This window comes from Streptomyces sp. NPDC031554, assembly GCF_055580685.1.
In genome coordinates, this window is sequence record NZ_JBVIKX010000001.1 from 163,257 (window position 1) to 182,164 (window position 18,908).

Sequence of the window (18,908 nt, forward strand, 5' to 3'; positions counted from 1 at the left end):
CCATGAACCGGCGGTTTCACCCAGGAGGGCGCAGGGCAGACCAGACGTTGAAGGCGGGGAAAGGACGCACGGGGAAACGCCGGCAGACACGGGGAAAGAAAGAAGGGACGCCGAAGCGTCCCTTGCAGACTCTGCGCACTGAGCGGTCCGACGCGGTTTCATGAGTCGCCCGACCACTGCGTTTGCTGTTGTGGAGCAGTGCAGCGATCAGGTGAGCGCGGGCTCCGCCTGGTGTGCGTCGATGCTCTCCATGAACCTGTCGTGAGACGCGGCAGCCGTCAGAGCGTCGTTCTCGGCCTGGATCCGTCCGAGCTCGTTTTCCAGGTCCTGGACGCGCTGCTGCAGCCGTCGCATCTCGGCGAGGAGTCGCGGGTCGGAGCCGCCGACGTAACCGAGAAGCGCCTTTGCCATGATGGATGGTCCTCCACAATGAGTGACCGACCGAAGCGGTGTGGGTCGTGAGGGATTCGCACCCGCGGTGTTGACCGGATTGTTCTGGTGTTGCCGTTCATCCATGCCAAACAGCTGGGTGCGCGGGGTGCTTTCAGCGTCTCACCAAAAAGTTTGACGGTCAACACGATCACGCCCCGTATCGGCGGGCAACCCTCGCGTGCGCGGCTCGGAACGGCGGCGCGACGACTCCTCGGGACCCTCGGGGCGTGGCGATCATCCTTGCGTGCGGAGCCTGCCGACGCAAGCGATTCTCGGCACCACCTGCCTCTTTCCACCGGGCGCGGCCGCCACCGCCCCTCCCCCGCGCCCCCATGGGGCGGTTTCGCGCGCGCCCGTCAGCGGATCGCGAAGCCGTCGTAGCCGCCGCGGGGTGTGTCCCATATCTCGGTGACCCCGTCCACGCGGCCGGGCGTGTCGCCGCCCTGGAGCCAGTCCAGCAGTCCTTCACAGCCCTCCCGGGAGCCCTCCGCGACCACCTGGACCCGTCCGTCGGCCACATTGAGAGCAAAACCACTCAGGCCGCCGATCTCCAGCGCCTTCGCCCGCGTGAACCAGCGGAAACCCACACCCTGGACATGTCCGCGCACCCAGGCGACCAGCCGTACATCCTCGCTCATGGAGGCAACCTAACCAGGCGAAGTCACTCGGGACACTTCCTCCCCCAGCGGCATGCGGTACCGTCCCCACCCAATGAATCTCATATGAAACTCACTCGATGGAGTGAGTCAGGTTGACCATGAGGAGCCATGTGCCCCCTCCGCCGCGGTCGACCACGGGAGTCCCGCGGACACCAGGTGACCGGGGACTCCGCCCGGACCAGTTGGACGAGGAAGGCCAGAACATGGGACGCCACCGACGCTCCGACGCAGGCCGTGCCGCGGCGGCCGGCCACACCGGCGGCTCGCACCCGGAAGGCCGCCCACGGCGGGACGTGTACGGCGGCGACCGGCCCACCATGGGGACCGCGCCCTATCTGAACCCTGAGGCGTACGCCGAGACGGTCGCCCGGAGCCAGGAGTACCTGTTCGCCCCGGACGACGACCGCGCGGCCGCCGAGGACACCGCGGTCCTCGCCTCCGACGGGTTCCCCTCGGTCGGCTTCGCCTCCGACGACTTCGCCTCCGACGGGTTCACCTCGGACGACTTCGCCTCCGACGGCTTCACTCCGGGCCGTGGGCCGGCGCGCGGTGCCGGTGGCCCCGGCGGTGCGGGCCGCCGCCGCAAGCGGAAGGCCGTGACGCCGGTGAAGACCGGCCTGCTCGGGATGTCCGCGGCGGTCGCCCTCGGCACGGTGGCGGTGGCCACGGGTGTGGTGCCCGGCCTCGACAGCTACCGGCTGGGCGGGGGCGGCGGCGCGGGCGACCGCGTCCAGGCCGCCGACTCGCCCACCAACTCGGCCTCCGAGCAGGGCGGCACCTCCGGCTCCGCCGAGACCGGCCGCGACACCACGTCGACCAGCCGCGACGCCGGCCGCGCCACCTCGCCCTCGGCCTCCGCCCCGACCTCGGCCACCCCCTCCCCCTCGGCCCCGAAGGCGTCGCCGAGCGCGTCGACGACCACCGAGAAGCCCGAGGCGACGCCGACGGAGAAGCCGGAGAGGACCCCCTCCGGGGCGGCCACGAAGGCCCCCCCGAAGTCGTCACCGCCGGCGGTGACGGTCTCGGCGGAGATCCAGGCGGCGGCCGAGGTGCTGAAGCTCGTCAACGAGGAACGGGCCGAGGCCGGCTGCAGCGCCGTCTCCGCGAACAGCTCTCTGGCCGACCTCGCCCAGAGGTTCAGCCAGGACATGGCGGCGCGCGGCTTCTTCGACCACACCGACCCGGACGGCGCGTCCCCGTGGGACCGCGCCGCGAAGGCCGGCATATCCGACCTCGGCGGCGAGAACATAGCCCGCGGCCAGGCCGACGCGGCGGCGGTGATGGAGGCCTGGATGAACAGCCCCGGTCACCGCGCCAACATCCTCAACTGCGACTTCAAGACCCTGGGCGTCGGCGTGCACCTCGGCTCCGGCGGCCCCTGGTGGACGCAGGACTTCGGCTACTAGGACCCTCGCCGCGCCCTCGAGCCGACGGCGGCAGGGCGAGGGCGGCAGGGCTCCGGGGGGTGCCCTGCCCGGCTAGGCGGCCGACGCCGCGCGGCCCGCGGCGAGGGTCCGCGCCGTCTGCGCGACCCGGCGGCCCAGGTGTTCCGCGGTGGCGATGTCGGCCTTGTGCACCGCTTCGGGTCCCCGGTCGACGTCGGTCTGGGCTGCCGCGCCGAGGAAGACGCCCAGGCGGTTGAGGTCGTTCTCGGAGGCCGTGCTGCTGTTCCAGCCGGGGAGCAGGCCGAGGTTGATCCAGTGCATGCCGAGCTGCGCGGCCAGGATCTGGAAGAACTGCAGGGTGTGCAGCTTGTCCCCGCTCTTGGAACCGGAGTTGGTGAAGCCGGCGGCCGGCTTGTCCTTCCATGCCTGGGTGGCCCAGCGGGCGGAGGTCGCCTCGGCGAAGGCGTGGAAGGCGGCGGACGCGGTGCCCATGTAGGTGGGCGATCCGAACACGATCGCGTCCGAGCTGTCGAGCAGCGCCCACTGTTCCTCGGTGATCGCGTCGACCTCGATCAGGTGCGCCTCGGCACCGGCCTGGACGGCGCCGGAGCGGACGGCCTCCGCGATGACGGCGGTGTGGCCGTAGCCGGAGTGGTAGGCGATGGAGACAACGGGGGTGGTCACGTGCGTCCTCCTCGAAGCAGGTCAGGGGAACCGGCGGGAGCGGCTGACGGCTCGCCACCGGTGACGAAAGGAAAGCACTAACTTCTAGTTAGCGCAATCTGCCGGCTAGCGCTGCGTTCGAGTACGCTTGGGTCATGACCGGCATTCAGGAGCGCACCCCGGAGCAGGACCTCCCGTACGACGTGTTCGCCAAGGCCTGCCCCTCGCGCGGCACGCTGGAGCATGTGACGGGGCGCTGGGGCGCCCTCACCCTGGGAGCCCTGCACGAGGGCTCGCTGCGCTTCAACGAACTGCGCCGACGCGTCGACGGCGTCAGCGAGAAGATGCTGTCCCAGACCCTGCACGCGCTGGAGCGCGACGGCCTGGTGCACCGCGAGGCGCAGCCGACCAACCCGCCCCGAGTGGACTACGAACTGACGCCTCTGGGCCACGAGGTCGCGGAGCGGCTGCTCGGCCTGATCCGCCTGGTGGAGGGACGGATGGACGAGGTCCTGGCGTCCCGCGGGCGTTACGACGAGACGCGCGGCGGCCTCTGACACCGCGGGCAGAAGTAGCTGGACCTGTTCATCCAGGGGCGTCGGCGCATCGGTGTGCCGCAGCGCCGGCACGGCAGTCCCTCGCGCCCGTAGGCGTCCAGTGACCGGTCGAAGTAGCCCGACTCGCCGTTGACGTTGACGTACAGGCTGTCGAAGCTGGTGCCGCCGACGGCGAGGGCCTCCGTCATCACGTCCCGGACGTGGCCGAGCAGTTCGAGGGTGCGCGGGCGGGTGAAGCCGGCCGTGGGGCGGTCGTAGTGGAGGCGGGAGCGCCACAGGGCCTCGTCGGCGTAGATGTTGCCGACACCGCTGATCAGCGACTGGTCGAGCAGGGCCCGCTTGACGGTGCTGCGCTTGCGCCGCAGGGCCTGGTGGAAGGCCTCGTCGTCGAACAGCGGGTCGAGGGGGTCGCGCGCGATGTGCGCGATGACGTCGGGCAGCCCGTCGGGGGCGGTGTCGTGCAGCGACAGGCCGCCGAAGGTGCGCTGGTCGACGAAGCGCAGCTCGGTGTCCACCTCGTCGGCGAAGCGGACCCGGATGCGCAGGTGCTTCTCGTCGGGGGCCGCGTGGGGCTGGACCAGCAGCTGGCCGCTCATGCCGAGGTGGGCCAGGATCGCCTGCGGCGTGTCCTCCAGCGGCAGCCACAGGTACTTGCCGCGACGGCTGGGGGTGCCGATGCGATGGCCTTCGAGGCGGTGCGTGAAGTCGTCGGCGCCGGCCAGGTGACGGCGTACGGCACGCGGGTGCAGCACCTCGGCGTCGGCGACCGTGCGGTGGGCGACCCACCGCTCCAGACCGCGCCGGACGACCTCGACCTCGGGCAACTCGGGCATGGGATCCCCCGTACGGAGCGCCCGCCTCCGAGTGGGGGGCGGGCGCTCGTCTCGTACTGCTGGTGGTGCTGTCGTCGGTGTTCGTCAGGCGGAGGCGGACTCGGGGTCCGGGCTGCTGCCGTCGGAGGCCCCGACGGCCTGGGCCGTCGTCGCCGCCTTGGCACGCTCGTCCGCCGCGGCCCGGATGGACCGCCACGCGGACTCGGCGGCCTGCTGCTCCGCCTCCTTCTTGCTGCGGCCGGTGCCGGTGCCGTACGAGACGCCTCCGACGCGGGCAGCAGCAGTGAAGGTCTTCTCGTGATCGGGGCCGGTCTCCGTCACCAGGTACTCGGGAACGCCGAGTCCTTCGGTCGCGGTGAGCTCCTGGAGACTGGTCTTCCAGTCCAGGCCGGCTCCGAGGTTCGAGGACTTCTCGATCAGCGGGTCGAACAGGCGGTGCACCAGTTCGGAGGCCGCGTCGAGGCCCTGGTCGAGATAGACCGCGCCGATCACCGCTTCGAGGGTGTCGGCGAGGATGGACGCCTTGTCCCGGCCGCCCGTGCCCTCTTCGCCCCGGCCGAGCCGGATGAAGGAGCCCAGGTCGAGGCCGCGGCCGACCTCCGCCAACGCACGCGAGTTGACCACCGCGGCCCGCAACTTGGCCAGTTGGCCTTCGGGCAGGTCGGGGTGGGTGCGGTACAGCGTGTCCGTGACGACGAGGCCGAGCACGGAGTCCCCGAGGAACTCCAGCCGCTCGTTCGTCGGCAGACCGCCGTTCTCGTACGCGTAGGAACGGTGGGTCAGCGCACGCACCAGAAGGGCGGACTCGAGCTGATAGCCGAGCCGCCCTTCCAGAAGCGTGTGGGACGAGGCCGTGTTGTCCGCCTTTTTCTTGGCGAGTGAATCCGCCTTGGCGTCATCTGCCTGCTTGGGGCTGGACACGGTGCCTCTCACCAGCCGCTCAGACCTCGAGGACCTGGCGCTTGTTGTAGGTGCCGCAAGACGGGCACGCGATGTGCTGCAGCTTGGGCTCGTGGCAGCGCTCGCACGCAACCAGGGTGGGGACCGCAGCCTTCCACTGCGACCGGCGGTGGCGCGTGTTGCTGCGCGACATCTTCCGCTTCGGAACAGCCACGGCTACTTCTCCTGCTTCTCGTTGGCGCGCGCCGATCGAGGCGCTTCGCCACTCATCTCGTCCTTCTCGCCGTCTTCGAGTGAACCGGCGAGTCCCTGCAGTGCCGCCCAACGGATGTCGACGGCGTCATGGTGGTGGTCCGGGTCGTCCGCGAGGCGTGCTCCGCACTGGGCGCACAGTCCTGGACAGTCGTCCTGGCACACCGGCTGCATCGGCAGTGCGAGCACCACCGCATCACGCAGCACGGGTTCGAGGTCGAACAGGCCGTCCTCGAGAAAGAGCGTGTCCTCGTCTTCCTCGGCGTCGTCGGCCGGTTCCGCCTTCACGCGGCCCCGGTCGTCGGCGTCAGGGTACGAGAACATCTCCTGGAAATCCGCTTCGAGCTCCAGCTCGACCGGCTCCAGACACCTTACGCACTCCCCCTCGGCCCGTGCACGGGCGGTGCCCGTGACGAGCACTCCGTCCATGACCGACTCGAGTCGGAGTTCCAGCTTCACCGGGGTGCCTGTCGGCACTCCGATGACCCCCTGGATCCCGAGGTCCCCGGGGGCTTCGATCTCACGGGACAGGCGCTGGAGCGCGCCAGGACGCCGCCCCAGCTCGTGCGTGTCGAACACGAGAGGGTTGCGGTGGTCGAGGCGGGCGTTCAGGGCCATTCCTGCTTTCGATCTTCCGTGCTGTGGGGGCCGCCGCCCTCAGGTGTTGCGGGCAGCGGCGATCGCGGACATACACGCGACCGAAGGGCCAGGATACTGGAGCATTCGCTCACAGCCCAATCCGGCCTCCCCGACCCCGCCCCGGACCTCGGCTCCTACAGGCCGCGGCCCTGTTCGTAGGCGCGCAGCTGCTCGGCGCTGATCATGCTGGTGTCGAACAGGCTGGCCTCGTCGAGGGCGTAGCCCTGCTGTTCCTGGGGGGACTGCTGCGGGGGCTGCTGCGGGTCGTACGGCGCCTGCCGGGGGTCGTAGTCCTGGACGGGGGTTCCGCCCGCCTGCGCGTAGTCGAACGGGGCGGCGGCGTAGGGGTCGGCCTGCTGGTAGCCGTAGGCGTCCTGCTGACCGCCGTAGCCCTGCTGCTGGTAGCCGTACGGGTCCGGCTGCTGCTGGTAGGCGTAGGAGTCCTGGGGCTGCTCGTACGACCGCTGCGCGGGCCGCTCGGCCGGGGTCTCCCGCTCGGCGAGGGCGGCGAGGTCGGCGAGGTAGTCGGCGTCGGAGGAGTGCTGGAAGGTCGTGTCGTCGTCGGCCAGGGCGCCGAGGTCGTCGCTGGCGATCCGGCCGTGCAGCTTCTGCCGGCCGCGGCCGACGGCTTCCAGGGTCTTGGCGAGGACCGCCTCGAAGGCGCCCAGCTTGACGTCGACGTAGGCGTCGGCGTCGCGGCGCAGGGTCTCCGGGTCGTGGCTGCGCTCGAGGGCGTCCTCGTCCTCGTACCCCTGCTCGTCGACGCCGGGGCCGGTGCCCAGGAGCTTCTCGCGGCCGCGGCCGACGGAGCCGAGGGTCTTGGTGAGGACGACCTCGAAGTTGGCGAGCTTGGAGTCGACGTAGTCGTCGGCCTCCGCGCGGACGTCCTCGGCCTCCTTGCGGGCCTCGGCCAGGATCCGGTCGGCCTCGGCCTGCGAACGGCGGGCGATCTCGGTGTCGGAGATCAGCGAGCCGCGCTCGGCGTGCGCGGTGGAGATGATCCGGTCGGCCTCCTGACGGGCCTGTTCGACCATCTGCTCGCGGCCGCCGATCAGCTCCCGCGCCTGGGCGAGGGAGTCGGGCAGGGCGGCGCGCACCTCTTCGAGGAGGGCGAGCAGTTCGGCGCGGTTGACCACGCACGAGGCCGACATCGGCATCGACCGGGCACTGGAGACCGCCGTGACGATCTCGTCGAGCTTCTTCTGCACGTCCACCGGTTGCTCGCCACTCTCTGCTGCTGTGTTGGAGACGGACGGAACGACTGTACGGCCACGAGGTGTCCGGCGGACACCGAGTGACGGGCCGTCAGTTCCTCAGTCCTTGCGGAGACGTCCGGAGAGTGCTTCCAGGACGAGCGGCGGAACCAGGTGGGAGACGTCGCCGCCCCAGGTCGCGACCTCCTTGACCAGGGAGGACGACAGGAAACTGTAGGTGGGGTTGGTGGGGACGAACAGCGTCTCGACACCGGAGAGGCCGTTGTTCATCTGGGCCATCTGCAGCTCGTAGTCGAAGTCGCTGACGGCGCGCAGGCCCTTGACGATGGCCGGGATCTCGCGCTGCTTGCAGAAGTCGACGAGGAGACCGTGGAAGGCCTCGACGCGGACGTTCCCGTACTCGGCGGTCACCTGGCGGATCAGGTCGATCCGCTCGTCGATCTCGAACAGGCCCTTCTTGGACTTGTTGATCATCACCGCGACGTAGACCTCGTCGTACAGACGGGAGGCACGGGAAATGATGTCGAGATGTCCGTTGGTGATCGGGTCGAACGACCCGGGACAGACGGCGCGGCGCACTTGAGATCCCTCGCTCTCCGGTCCGGTCATCGTGCGTCTTCGCACGTAGAGGCGGCGCGACCGTACCAAAACGTTCCCTCGCCGTAGCGACGGGACCGGATCGCCTCGAAGCCGTCCGGCCACGCGAAAACGCCGCCTCTGGTGCTGCGCTCCACGGTGACGAGGGCTTCCGCCGCGAGCCACCCCTGCGAGCGGAGTGTGAGCAGGATCTCCCGAAGATCGTCGTCGGTGACGGCGTACGGGGGGTCGAGGAAGGCGAGGTCGTACGGCTGCGCCGGCGGCGTCTGGATGATCTGCCGGGCCTTGCCGGCCCGGACCTCGGCGCCCGGCAGGCCGAGGGTCCGTACGTTCTCCCGGATCGTGCGGGCCGCTCGCGCGTCGGCCTCGACCAGCAGGGTGTGGCCCGCCCCCCGGGAGAGGGCCTCCAGCCCCACGGCGCCCGAGCCGGCGTAGAGGTCCAGGACGCGTTCGCCGTCGAGGGGGGCGCCGCCGAGCAGGGACTGCCAGGTGGAGAAGAGGGCCTCGCGCGCGCGGTCGGAGGTGGGGCGGGTGCCGGTGCCTGGCGGGACGGCCAGGCGACGTCCGCCGGCTTTTCCGGCGATCACGCGGGTCATCTCGGGGTCCTTGTTCGGGGGCGTTCTTACGGGGGCGGTACGTGTCGGTACGTGGTCAGTCTGGCAGGCGGAGGTGCGGGGTGCTCGATCACGGTCGGCGGTGCCGGGCGGGGCCTGTGGGGCCTCCCGTCCCGTGGGGTCTCCCGTCCCGTGCCTCACGGGGCACCCGTCCGCCCCGCCGTACGCGGGCTGCCGTCCGTCCGGCCGGGTCGGCGGGGGCAGGGGGCTCTCCGCCTCCCGCCCCGGCGCACGCGGTGGTCCCCCGCCCACCCTGGCGGGGGAAGCCGTCCGCTCCACCGCACGCGGGAGCCCTCCGGTCTGGCACGGGGAGTCCTCCGGCCGCCCGGACGCGGGGAATCGCGGGCCGGCAGCGACGCGCGATCCCCCGCGCCCGGGCACCCTGGCGGCCGGGTGCTCAGCCCTTCTCCAGGTACTGCTCCCGCTCCTCGTCCAGGAGGGCGTCCAGGGCGGTGCGCAGACCCGGGTAGGCGGCCAGCTCCGGGTCGGACGCGACCACCTGGGCCGCCTCCTGCCTCGCCTCGGCGATGACCTCCTCGTCCTCGATGACGGCGAGGACGCGCAGGCTGGAGCGGGCGCCGGACTGGGCCTGACCGAGCACGTCGCCTTCGCGGCGCTGTTCGAGGTCGATGCGGGACAGCTCGAAGCCGTCGAGGGTGGCGGCGACCGCGCCGAGCCGGCCGCGGGCGGGACTCGCCTCGGGCATCTCGGTGACGAGGAGGCAGAGTCCCGCGGCCGAACCGCGGCCGACCCGGCCGCGCAGCTGGTGCAGCTGGGAGACGCCGAAGCGGTCGGCGTCCATGATCACCATCGCGGTGGCGTTCGGCACGTTGACCCCGACCTCGATGACGGTCGTGGCGACCAGGACGTCGGTGTCCCCGGCGGCGAACCGGCGCATGACGGCGTCCTTGTCGTCCGGGGGCATGCGGCCGTGCAGCACCTCGATCCTGAGCCCCTGGAGCGGGCCTTCGGCGAGCTGGTCGGCCACATCCAGGACGGCGAGCGGCGGGCGCTTGTCGGCCTCGTCCTCCGGGGACTTCTTCTTCGCCTTCCCGGCGCCGTCCTCCTCGTCGCCGATGCGCGGGCAGACCACGTACGCCTGGTGGCCGTTCTCGACCTCCTCGCGGACCCGCTGCCACGCGCGGGCCAGGAAGTGCGGTTTGTCGGCTGCGGGGACGACGTGGCTGGCGATGGGCGAACGCCCGGCCGGGAGCTGGTCCAGGACGGAGGTCTCCAGGTCGCCGAAGACGGTCATGGCGACCGTGCGCGGGATGGGCGTGGCGGTCATGACGAGCAGGTGCGGAGGCTGCTTGCCCTTGCCGCGCAGGGCGTCCCGCTGCTCGACGCCGAACCGGTGCTGCTCGTCGACCACGACCAGTCCGAGATCGTGGAACTGCACCTTGTCCTCGATCAGCGCGTGCGTGCCGATGACGATGCCGGCCTCGCCGGTGACGAGGTCGAGCAGCGCCTGCCGCCGGCCCGCGGCTCCCATGGACCCGGTGAGCAGCACGACCTTGGTGGCGTGCTCGACGCCGCCCAGCATCCCGCCCTCGGCCAGGTCCCCCATCATCTCGACGACGGAACGGTGGTGCTGCTGGGCGAGGACCTCGGTGGGCGCGAGCATGGCGGCCTGCCCGCCGGCGTCGACGACGGCGAGCATGGCGCGCAGCGCCACCATCGTCTTGCCCGAACCGACCTCCCCCTGGAGCAGCCGGTGCATCGGGTGCTCGGTCGCCAGGTCGTCGAAGATCTCCTTCGAGACCTTGCGCTGGCCCTCGGTGAGGGTGAAGGGGAGGCGGTCGTCGAAGGCGGAGAGCAGGCCGTCCGGGGCGGGTCTGCGGGCGACGGCCGGGAGTTGGCCGTCGGCGTGGCGGCGGCGGGCCAGGGCGACCTGGAGGACGAAGGCCTCGTCCCACTTCAGGCGGGCGCGGGCGTCGTCGACGTCGGCCTTGGTCTGCGGACGGTGGATCCTGAGCAGGGCCTCGGGGAGGGCGAGCAGGCCGCGGCCCTCGCGCAGGGAGTCGGGGAGCGGGTCGAGGGCCTCCTGGGCGCTGGGCAGGACCGTCTGGATGGCCTTGCCGATCTTCCAGGACTCGAGTTTGGCGGTGGCCGGGTAGATCGGGATGAGGGCGCCGGCCCAGGTCTCGACCGTTTCGTCGGTGTCGCCGCGCAGCAGTTCGTAGGCCGGATGGGCCAGCTGGAGGCGGCGGTTGAAGAGGGAGACCTTGCCGGAGAACATCGCGCGGGTGCCCGGCAGGAGGTCCTTGTGGGGCTTGTGCACGCCGTTGCCGAAGAAGACCAGCTGGAGGCGGCCGCTGCCGTCCGTGATGGTGACCTCCAGGCGCTGGCCCTTGCCGCGGGGGGCCCTGGCCGAGGCGAAGGTGTGCAGCCGGGCGTCGGCGACCTGGGCGACCACGGTGACGTGCTCGTCCATGGGGAGGTCGGCGAGGTGCGTGAGCTGGCCGCGCTCCTCGTATCTGCGCGGGTAGTGGTGCAGGAGGTCGCCGACGGTGTGCAGGCCGAGGTGCTCGGCCATCACCTTCGCGGTCGGTGGGCCGAGCACCTTCTTGAGCGGTTCTTCGAGCGCGGGCACGAGATCCATTGCACACCACCCCACTGACATTGCCGTACACGTGTCCTGAAACCCCTGGTCAGGCGGCTCGTTCGGGCTCTAGGATGGCGCGCTCCGGCCATCCCCCGCGGTCACCGCCCCACCGGGACCGCCCGACCCCGCGCCGTCGAGCCTCCCCAAGCCGCGGCGCAGCAGCGATGGACTCCCAGACCTCACCGTCGTCCCAGGCATCCCCGTCACCTCACACCTTCCAGGTCGATCTGCGCGGCCTGGTGGACCTGCTGTCCCATCACCTCTACTCCAGTCCCCGGGTCTACCTGCGCGAACTGCTCCAGAACGCCGTGGACGCCATCACCGCCCGGCGGGCGGAGGAGCCCGGTGCCCCGGCGCGGGTGCGGCTGTCCGCCGCGGGCGGGGAGCTGCGGGTGGAGGACTCCGGTGTCGGGCTCACCGAGTCCGACGTGCACAGCCTGCTGGCCACCATCGGACGCAGTTCCAAGCGCGCCGACGGCCTGCAGGAGGCCCGTTCCGACTTCCTGGGCCAGTTCGGCATCGGGCTGCTGGCCTGCTTCGTGGTCGCCGAGCGCATCCGGGTGGTCAGCCGCAGTTCCCGCACGCCCGGCGCGCCGCCGGTGGAGTGGACGGCCCGTGACGACGGTTCCTACACGGTGCGGACGCTGCCCCACGAGGAGCACCCCGAGCCGGGCACGACCGTGCACCTGGTGGCGCGGGCCGGTGCCGGCGAGTGGCTCGCCGCGCAGCGGGTCCTCGAGCTGGCGCGCGACTTCGGCTCGCTGCTGCCGTACGACGTCACGGTCGGCGAGGAGGCGGTCACCGATCTGCCGGCGCCCTGGGACCGGCCGTACGCCTCTCCCGCGAACCGGCGGGTGGCGCTGGCCCGGCACTGTCACGAGCTGTTCGGGTTCACGCCGTTGGACTCGATCGAGCTGACCGTGCCGCTGGCCGGCATCCGCGGGGTGGCGTACGTGCTGCCGGCCGCGGTCAGTCCGGCCCAGCGGGCCGGTCATCGTGTGCACCTCAAGGGCATGCTGCTGACCGACCGGGCCGAACAGCTGCTGCCGGACTGGGCGTTCTTCGTGCGCTGTGTCCTGGACACCGACAGCCTGCGGCCCACGGCCTCGCGCGAGTCGCTGTACGAGGACGAGACGCTGGCGGCCGTGCGGGAGGCGCTGGGCGAGCGGATCCGGGCCTGGCTGACGGGGCTGGCCGCCGGGGATCCGGAGCGGCTGGAGGCGTTCCTCGCCGTGCACCACCTGGGGGTGAAGTCCCTGGCGCGGCACGACGGGGAGATGCTGCGGACGATGCTGCCGTGGCTGCCGTTCGAGACGAGCGACGGCAGGCTGTCACTGGAGGAGTTCGCGCAGCGGCACCCGGTGGTGCACTTCACGCGGACCGTGGAGGAGTACCGGCAGGTCGCGCCGATCGCGTCGGCACAGGGCGTCGGGGTCGTCAACGGCGGTTACACGTACGACAGCGAACTGGTCGAGGCGCTGCCGTCGGTGCGGCCGGGGACGGTGGTCGCCGAGCTGGACGCGGACACCGTGACCGCGCACCTGGACGCCGTGGACGCGGCGGAGGAGCTGGCGCTGTCGGGTTTCCTGGCGGCCGCGCGGGCGAAGCTCGACCCGCTGGGCTGTGACGTCGTCCTGCGCGCCTTCCACCCGCTGTCGGTGCCCGCACTGCACCTGGACGACCGGGCGGCCCGGCACGAGCAGGCGCGGGCGGACGCCGAGGCGCGGGCCGACGACCTGTGGGCGGGCATCCTGGGCTCCCTGCGCGGCAGCGCCCCGCGCGCGCGGCTGGTGCTCAACCATCTCAACCCGCTGGTCCGGCGGATCGGTTCCCTGCGGGACGCCGAGCTGATCGGCACCGCCACGGAGTCGCTGTACGGGCAGGCGCTGCTGATGGCGCAGCGGCCCCTGCGGCCGGCGGACTCCGCCCTGTTGAACCGGGCGTTCATCGGCCTGCTGGAGTGGGCCACGCACGGGAACGCGACACCTGAGGAGGACGGGCGGCGATGACCGCGATCACGGACTTCGACTCCCTGCGCCGGGCGATGGCGGAGAACGGCGAGCAGCCGGAGGGACCGGCCCGCAACGCGCGCGCGGAACTGCTGCTCGCGGAGGCCGAGAGGCTGGACATCCCGCTCGCCGTGATCGAGGCGCTCGGACACCAGCTGAAGGTCTACAACTACAGCTCCGAGAAGGACAAGATGTTCGTCCCCTTCGCGCGCCTGCTGCGCATGTGGGACGAACGGCCCGAGGACTTCGACGCGCACGAGACGCACGCGCTGCACTGGGTCTTCAAGTGGGTGTCGGCCGGCATGCTCGACCAGCCGCACGTTCCGCTGGCGTCGGTGGAGAAGTGGCTCGGCGAGATGGAGCACCGCTACCGGCTCGCCGGGCACTCCGAGCGGGCGGTGCGCAGCGCCGAGCTCAGCGTGGCCGCGCACGTCGGGGACGTGGAGCGGGCCGAGCGGGCGTTCGCCGCCTGGCTGGCCGCGGAGCGCGACGGCATGGCCGACTGCCACGCATGCGAGCTGCACGGCCAGGGCTGGTGGCGGGCGGAGCGGGGCCGGGACGCGGAGGCGCTGGAGCTGTGGGCGCCCGTCCTGGAGGGCGCGTACACGTGCGCGCACGAGCCGCACACGGTGCTCGCGTCGTCCCTGGTGCCGCTGTTGCGGCTGGGCCGGGTGGACGAGGCCCGGGCCAACCACCTGCGCGGCTTCCGGCTGGTGCGGGCGATGGAGAGCATGCGGGGCGCGTACGCCGACCACGTGGAGTTCTGCGCGCTGACCGGCAACGAGGCGCGGGGGCTGGAGCTGCTCGCGGAGCGCCCGGCGTACTTCACGGACGAGGGCCAGCCGCGCAGCAGGCTGGACTTCCTGAGCGTGGTCGTGCTGCTCATGGAGCGGTTGTCCGCCCTGGGCCTGGGCGGGCAGCAGGTGCCCGGGCCGGCCGGGCGGGCGTGGACGGCGGCGGAACTCGCGCCCCACGCGCGCGAGGAGGCGCTCGCGCTGGCCGCGCGGTTCGACGCGCGCAACGGCACGTCGCACGTCGGCGAGCGGGTACGCGCGCGGATGTCGCAGCGGCCGCTGGTGGAGCGGCTGCCGCTGGGGGTGCGCACGGCACGCCCGTCGGCGCCCGCCGCCGTCCCCCCGGCGCCGGCGGCCACGGCGGCGGCCGGGGAGGGGGCCGGCACGCCGGATCTGCCGGCGCTGCTCGCCGAGGCGCGGCGGCTGTCGGACACCTTGCGGCCGCACGCCGTGGAGGCGTGGGCGGCGGTGGCGGAGGCCGCCGGGGAGGCCGGGGACACCGGGCTGGACGCGCGTGACCGCGCCGAGATGGCCGACCACCGGGCGATGGGGCTGGGCGCGGAGGGCGCCGAGACGTTCGAGCTGGCGGCCGGGCTGTACGCGGAGGCGGGCGACCCCGGCGAGGCTCTGGCGGCACGCACGCGTGCGGCCTACGTCCGCGCGCTCGCGGGAGAGCTGGACGAGGCGGTCGCCGCGGTCGCCGAGCCGTACGACCGGGTCCTCGCGCTGTACGCCGAGGGCGGCACGCAGATGCGGCAGGCGGCGGGGGTCCTGATGGGCCGCGCGCGGATACTGATGCGACGCGTGCACGAGGCCGACGGACCGGTCGCCGCACACGTGCCGGCGGAGGCCGAGGCGGCCGTCCGGGAGGTGCTCGCGCTCGTGGAGGGGCGGACCGGGGACGACGTACGGCTCGTCGCGCGGGTCGCCGAGGGGCACGCGATGCTCGCGGAGCTGGCCGCGCGCTCGGGCGACGCCGCGGCGGGCGCCGAACTGTTCGCACGGGCCGCCGCGGAGTTCGTCGGGGCCGGGCTGCCCTGGTTCGCCGTGGAGTACGAGGCCAGGCTGGCCGCTCTCGCGCACCACCTGGGCGACATGGCGGAGGCGGAACGGGCGCTGCGGGCGGCCCTGGAGCACGGCGGCGGCTTCCTGGAGCCGGTCGGCCGGGCACAGCTGCACCTCCAGCTCGCCGAGGTCGTCGGGGGCCGGGGGCAGGCCGCGGAGGCCGCCGAGCACGCCCTGGAGGCGGCGCACTGGGCCGACGAGGCGGGCGAGGGCCCGACGTTCGGGGCGTGGGCGCGGCACCAGCTGGGCGGGTTCCTGGTGCGGCAGGGCCGGTGGGCGGAGGCCGCGGAGGTGCTGGAGTCGGCGCTGGCGGACCTGACCGTCGAGACGCACGGCGACGGGGCGGTCGTCCAGACACAGTGGTGGCTCGGCGACTGCCTGAGCGAGCTGGGCGAGCACCGGGCCGCCGCCGAACGCCGCCTGCAGGCCGCCGAGACCGCCCGGCACTGGCCCGAGCAGCACGACCACGCCACGCTGGCGCACCTGGCGGCCGAATCCCTCGGCCAGGCCGGGCTGCACGCGGACGCGGACCGGGCGTACGCACGCGCGGGCGAGCTGTGGCGCTCCCTGGGCAACGTGCACGGGCTGGTGCGCTCCTTGCGCGCGCGTGCCTGGCTGGCGCTGCGCGCGCAGGACGGCACGGGGGCGGCGCGGGAGCTGATGGCGGACGCCGTCGGGGAGTGCGCCGACGCGCTGGAGGTCGCGGACGACGAGGAGGCGCGTCTGCGGCTGGTCTTCGAACTCGGTCACACCCACCGTCAGTTCGGCGATCTCCTGGCCCGCTCGGCCGCCGAGGACGCCGACGACGAATCGATCCGCGCCGCCATGGACGAGGCACTGTCCCAGATGTCGGAGGCGGTCGCGGTGTTCGTCCCCCTCGGGGCCGCCGCCCTGCCGCCGCGCACCGGTGCCGAGCTGGCCGCGGGCTGGCTGGAGACCGACCTGGGCCGTCCCGCGCGGGCGGCCGCACGCGCGCGTGCGGTGCTCGCGGCGTACGCGGACGCGGAGCGGGACCCGGACTTCGAGGGCGGGGACGAGGAGACCGTACGGGCGCGGCGGGCGGAGGCGGAGCAGCTGCTGCAGGCGGCGGAGGCGGAACAGGAGGCGACGCGGGAGCCGTAGGCACAGGAGCGGTGGGCGCCGACGCCCCGGCCACGAACGCCTCGGTCACGCGGGCAGCGGGCACGGGGGCAGCGGGTGCAGGGGCGGGCGGTGCGGGCCGGGTTTCGGGAGCGGGCGCAGGGGCGGGCGGTGCGGGCCGGATTTCGGGAGCGGTGCCCGTCGCCTCCCCGGCCGGTCCCGCCGTCTCCCCCGGCCGGGCTCATCGTCTCCCCGCGACCGTCATTCCACGCCGATCAGCAGCAGCGCGCCCTGCCGTCCCCCGCGGTACACCACCGTGTCGACGGCGAGGTACGCCTGCCGCACCCGCGCCTCCAGCCGCTCGGCGACGCCCTCGGGGGCCTCGTCGCCGAGGACGAGGGTGACGAGTTCCCCGCCCGCCGCCAGCATGCGGTCCAGGACGGCCTCGGCGACGGCGGCGACGTCGGCGCCGATGACGGCCACGTCGCCGTCGACGAGGCCGAGGACGTCGTCGGCCTGGCAGATGCCGGCCGTGGTCCAGGACTGGCGTTCGGCGACGGCGACCTCGGCGTGGCGGGTGGCGCCGGCCGCCGAGGTCATCGCGACGACGTCCTCGTCGAAGCGGCGGTCGGGTTCGTGCACGGCGAGCGCGGCGATCCCCTGGACCGCGGAACGGGTCGGGATGAGGGCCACGCGGATGCCCTCCGCGCGTGCCTGCTCGGCCGCCGCGGCCGCGGTGTGGCGCAGATCGGCGTCGTTTGGCAGCAGCACGACCTCGTGCGCGTGGGCCCGCCGTACGGCCTGGACCAGTTCACCGCTGGCGGGCGGCTCCCCGGGGCGCGCGAGGACGGTGGTCGCACCGGCCTCGGCGTACAGACCGGCCAGGCCCTCGCCGGGCACGACGGCGACCACCGCCCGCTGGACGCGCTCGCGCGGCGGACGCCCGCCCCCGCGCGCGTGGACGTCGTCGTCGGCGAAGTGCGTGACGCGGATCCGGTACGGCCGGCCGGCCTCCACGCCCGCCTCCACGGCCGCGCCGGCGTCGTCCACGTGGACGTGCACGTTCCACAGTCCGTCCCCGCCGACCACGACGAGCGAGTCGCCCAGGGCGTCGAGCCGTTCCCGCAGCCGGGCGACGGCGGCGTCCTCGGCCTCCAGCAGGTAGATCACCTCGAAGGCGGGCCCGCCGTTCCCGCCACCGTCCTCGGCACGGGACTCCGCGCAGGACTCCGCGCAGGTCTCCGCACGGGACTCCGCGCCCGTCCCGGCCCCGGGGGCCCGCGGGTCCACCGGGCCCGCGGCGCGGTCACGCCCCCCGCCGGCCGCGAACGCGCCGGTCCCGGAGGGCACCGCCGCCGTCTCCCCCGTGAACGTCTCCACCAGCGCCGCGAGCACCGCCACCAGTCCCCGTCCGCCCGCGTCCACCACCCCGGCACGTTCCAGGACGGCCAGCTGGCCCGGTGTCGCGGCGAGCGCCGCGCACGCGCCCCGGTGGGCCGCCTTCGCGACCGTCCCGCAGTCGCCCTCGGCGGCCGCCGCCGCGTCGGCGGCGGCCGCGGCGACCGACAGGACCGTGCCCTCGACCGGGTGCGCCACGGCCTGGCGGGCGGAGTCGGCGGCGCGGCGCAGCGCCAGGCGCAGTCCCGCCGCGTCGGTGTGCGGCCCCTCCCCCTCGGCGGCGAACACCTGGGCCATGCCGCGCAGCAGCTGCGCCAGGATGGTCCCGGAGTTCCCGCGCGCGCCTATGAGCGCTCCGTGCGCCATCGCGCGCGCGGCGTCGGCGAGGGAGGGGGCGCCGTGCGCGGCGGCGCCGGCCGCGTGGCCGTCGAAGACCGCCTCGACCGCGGTCGCGGCCGACTCCACGGTCAGGTACAGGTTGGTCCCGGTGTCCCCGTCGGCGACCGGGTACACGTTGATCGCGTCGATCTCCTCGCGCGCGCGTCCCAGGGCCCGGAGCGCGAGACCGCACCAGGTGCGCACCGCGAGAGCATCGAAGAATGTCTGCGGCACCTGCGGCACCTGGGCCTCCCTGAGCTGCTGGACTGGGACGCAGCGTAGACCGTGGGCGGGCGTCGGCCGGTGGAGGGCGAGCGCGGGGCCCTCTGAGCAGCCATGGTAGTTTCGTTGTACTGGCGCAGCCGTTGTATGCTGCTCCGGTTGCCCGATCCCATCGGGCCATCCCCCTGGCACCGCCACTCAGATCTCTGATCCCATGATCTTGATCCCGGCATGCCGGGATCAACCGTAAGTGCATCTGAAGTCTTTGGAGTGACCCGTGGCTGCCAACTGCGACGTCTGCGGCAAGGGGCCGGGCTTCGGCAACAACATCTCGCACTCGCACCGCCGTACGCCCCGTCGCTGGAACCCGAACATCCAGCGCGTACGTACCGTGGTCGGTGGGACGCCGAAGCGCGTGAACGCTTGCACCTCGTGCATCAAGGCCGGCAAGGTCTCGCGCTGACGCACATCCCCCACCTCTCGGCTCCGTCCGAGGCGGGGGGACCCCCGTCGCGCGCGGCCCTGCTGGTTGCTGAAAGAGCCGGTCCACCTCTGGTGGGCCGGCTCTTTGCATCACCCGGAGGCCCGAAGGCCCGCGCCCGCCTCACCACC

The 18,908-nt window shown here is 73.1% G+C and carries 17 protein-coding genes; 5 read left to right on the plus strand and 12 right to left on the minus strand.

What is annotated here, in order from left to right:
* Window positions 1-207 precede the first annotated feature (207 nt).
* Window positions 208-411 carry a hypothetical protein gene (locus ACZ5FU_RS00670; protein WP_073491170.1) on the minus strand — a complete coding sequence of 68 codons (204 nt, stop codon included), beginning with the start codon at window positions 409-411 and terminating at the stop codon, window positions 208-210.
* Window positions 412-788: 377 nt separating this feature from the next.
* Complete coding sequence (locus ACZ5FU_RS00675; RefSeq protein ID WP_451526281.1) at window positions 789-1,070, minus strand: acylphosphatase; 282 nt, start codon at window positions 1,068-1,070, stop codon at window positions 789-791.
* Window positions 1,071-1,294: 224 nt separating this feature from the next.
* Here ACZ5FU_RS00675 and ACZ5FU_RS00680 point away from each other — a divergent pair, with 224 nt between their 5' ends.
* Window positions 1,295-2,497, plus strand: coding sequence for a CAP domain-containing protein (locus tag ACZ5FU_RS00680; RefSeq protein ID WP_469044044.1), 1,203 nt, complete (start codon window positions 1,295-1,297; stop codon window positions 2,495-2,497).
* A 72-nt stretch (window positions 2,498-2,569) separates the two neighbouring features.
* Here ACZ5FU_RS00680 and ACZ5FU_RS00685 read toward each other — a convergent pair whose 3' ends face one another.
* Window positions 2,570-3,160: a flavodoxin family protein gene (locus tag ACZ5FU_RS00685; protein ID WP_451526279.1), complete on the minus strand. Its 591-nt coding sequence runs from the start codon at window positions 3,158-3,160 to the stop codon at window positions 2,570-2,572.
* 134 nt (window positions 3,161-3,294) lie between these two features.
* On the opposite strand from ACZ5FU_RS00685, the gene ACZ5FU_RS00690 reads away from it, so the two are divergent.
* Complete coding sequence (locus tag ACZ5FU_RS00690; protein WP_363092102.1) at window positions 3,295-3,696, plus strand: winged helix-turn-helix transcriptional regulator; 402 nt, start codon at window positions 3,295-3,297, stop codon at window positions 3,694-3,696.
* Here the strand turns inward: ACZ5FU_RS00690 and mutM are convergent.
* The 8 genes from mutM to recG form a co-directional block, all read right to left on the minus strand.
* Window positions 3,669-4,529 (minus strand): bifunctional DNA-formamidopyrimidine glycosylase/DNA-(apurinic or apyrimidinic site) lyase, encoded by an 861-nt coding sequence (gene mutM, locus ACZ5FU_RS00695; RefSeq protein WP_451777371.1) that lies wholly within the window; start codon window positions 4,527-4,529, stop codon window positions 3,669-3,671. The two genes, ACZ5FU_RS00690 and mutM, sit on opposite strands and share 28 nt — an antisense overlap.
* Before the next feature lie 84 nt (window positions 4,530-4,613).
* A complete protein-coding gene (gene rnc, locus ACZ5FU_RS00700) occupies window positions 4,614-5,462 on the minus strand; it encodes a ribonuclease III (protein ID WP_451526277.1) in 849 nt (282 codons plus the stop codon).
* Between the two features lie 7 nt (window positions 5,463-5,469).
* Window positions 5,470-5,643, minus strand: coding sequence for a 50S ribosomal protein L32 (gene rpmF, locus ACZ5FU_RS00705; RefSeq protein ID WP_007493396.1), 174 nt, complete (start codon window positions 5,641-5,643; stop codon window positions 5,470-5,472).
* Between the two features lie 2 nt (window positions 5,644-5,645).
* Complete coding sequence (locus ACZ5FU_RS00710; RefSeq protein WP_451526276.1) at window positions 5,646-6,299, minus strand: YceD family protein; 654 nt, start codon at window positions 6,297-6,299, stop codon at window positions 5,646-5,648.
* A gap of 155 nt (window positions 6,300-6,454) precedes the next feature.
* Window positions 6,455-7,534 carry an ATP synthase subunit B family protein gene (locus tag ACZ5FU_RS00715; protein WP_469044046.1) on the minus strand — a complete coding sequence of 360 codons (1,080 nt, stop codon included), beginning with the start codon at window positions 7,532-7,534 and terminating at the stop codon, window positions 6,455-6,457.
* 99 nt (window positions 7,535-7,633) lie between these two features.
* The gene (coaD, locus tag ACZ5FU_RS00720; RefSeq protein WP_451526363.1) at window positions 7,634-8,113 is read right to left on the minus strand and encodes a pantetheine-phosphate adenylyltransferase; all 480 of its coding nucleotides are present in this window, start codon (window positions 8,111-8,113) and stop codon (window positions 7,634-7,636) included.
* Between the two features lie 26 nt (window positions 8,114-8,139).
* On the minus strand, window positions 8,140-8,727 hold the full coding sequence (gene rsmD / locus ACZ5FU_RS00725) for a 16S rRNA (guanine(966)-N(2))-methyltransferase RsmD (protein WP_451526274.1): 588 nt from the start codon (window positions 8,725-8,727) through the stop codon (window positions 8,140-8,142).
* 415 nt (window positions 8,728-9,142) lie between these two features.
* A complete protein-coding gene (recG, locus tag ACZ5FU_RS00730) occupies window positions 9,143-11,347 on the minus strand; it encodes an ATP-dependent DNA helicase RecG (RefSeq protein ID WP_451526273.1) in 2,205 nt (734 codons plus the stop codon).
* A 167-nt stretch (window positions 11,348-11,514) separates the two neighbouring features.
* Here recG and ACZ5FU_RS00735 point away from each other — a divergent pair, with 167 nt between their 5' ends.
* Window positions 11,515-13,359 (plus strand): HSP90 family protein, encoded by a 1,845-nt coding sequence (locus tag ACZ5FU_RS00735; protein ID WP_451526272.1) that lies wholly within the window; start codon window positions 11,515-11,517, stop codon window positions 13,357-13,359.
* Complete coding sequence (locus ACZ5FU_RS00740) at window positions 13,356-16,340, plus strand: tetratricopeptide repeat protein (RefSeq protein WP_468644997.1); 2,985 nt, start codon at window positions 13,356-13,358, stop codon at window positions 16,338-16,340. The genes ACZ5FU_RS00735 and ACZ5FU_RS00740 overlap by 4 nt, the downstream gene beginning before the upstream one ends.
* Before the next feature lie 219 nt (window positions 16,341-16,559).
* Here ACZ5FU_RS00740 and ACZ5FU_RS00745 read toward each other — a convergent pair whose 3' ends face one another.
* A complete protein-coding gene (locus ACZ5FU_RS00745) occupies window positions 16,560-18,317 on the minus strand; it encodes a DAK2 domain-containing protein (protein ID WP_468644999.1) in 1,758 nt (585 codons plus the stop codon).
* Window positions 18,318-18,573: 256 nt separating this feature from the next.
* Here ACZ5FU_RS00745 and rpmB point away from each other — a divergent pair, with 256 nt between their 5' ends.
* The gene (gene rpmB / locus ACZ5FU_RS00750) at window positions 18,574-18,759 is read left to right on the plus strand and encodes a 50S ribosomal protein L28 (RefSeq protein WP_004924906.1); all 186 of its coding nucleotides are present in this window, start codon (window positions 18,574-18,576) and stop codon (window positions 18,757-18,759) included.
* Window positions 18,760-18,908: the final 149 nt, after the last annotated feature.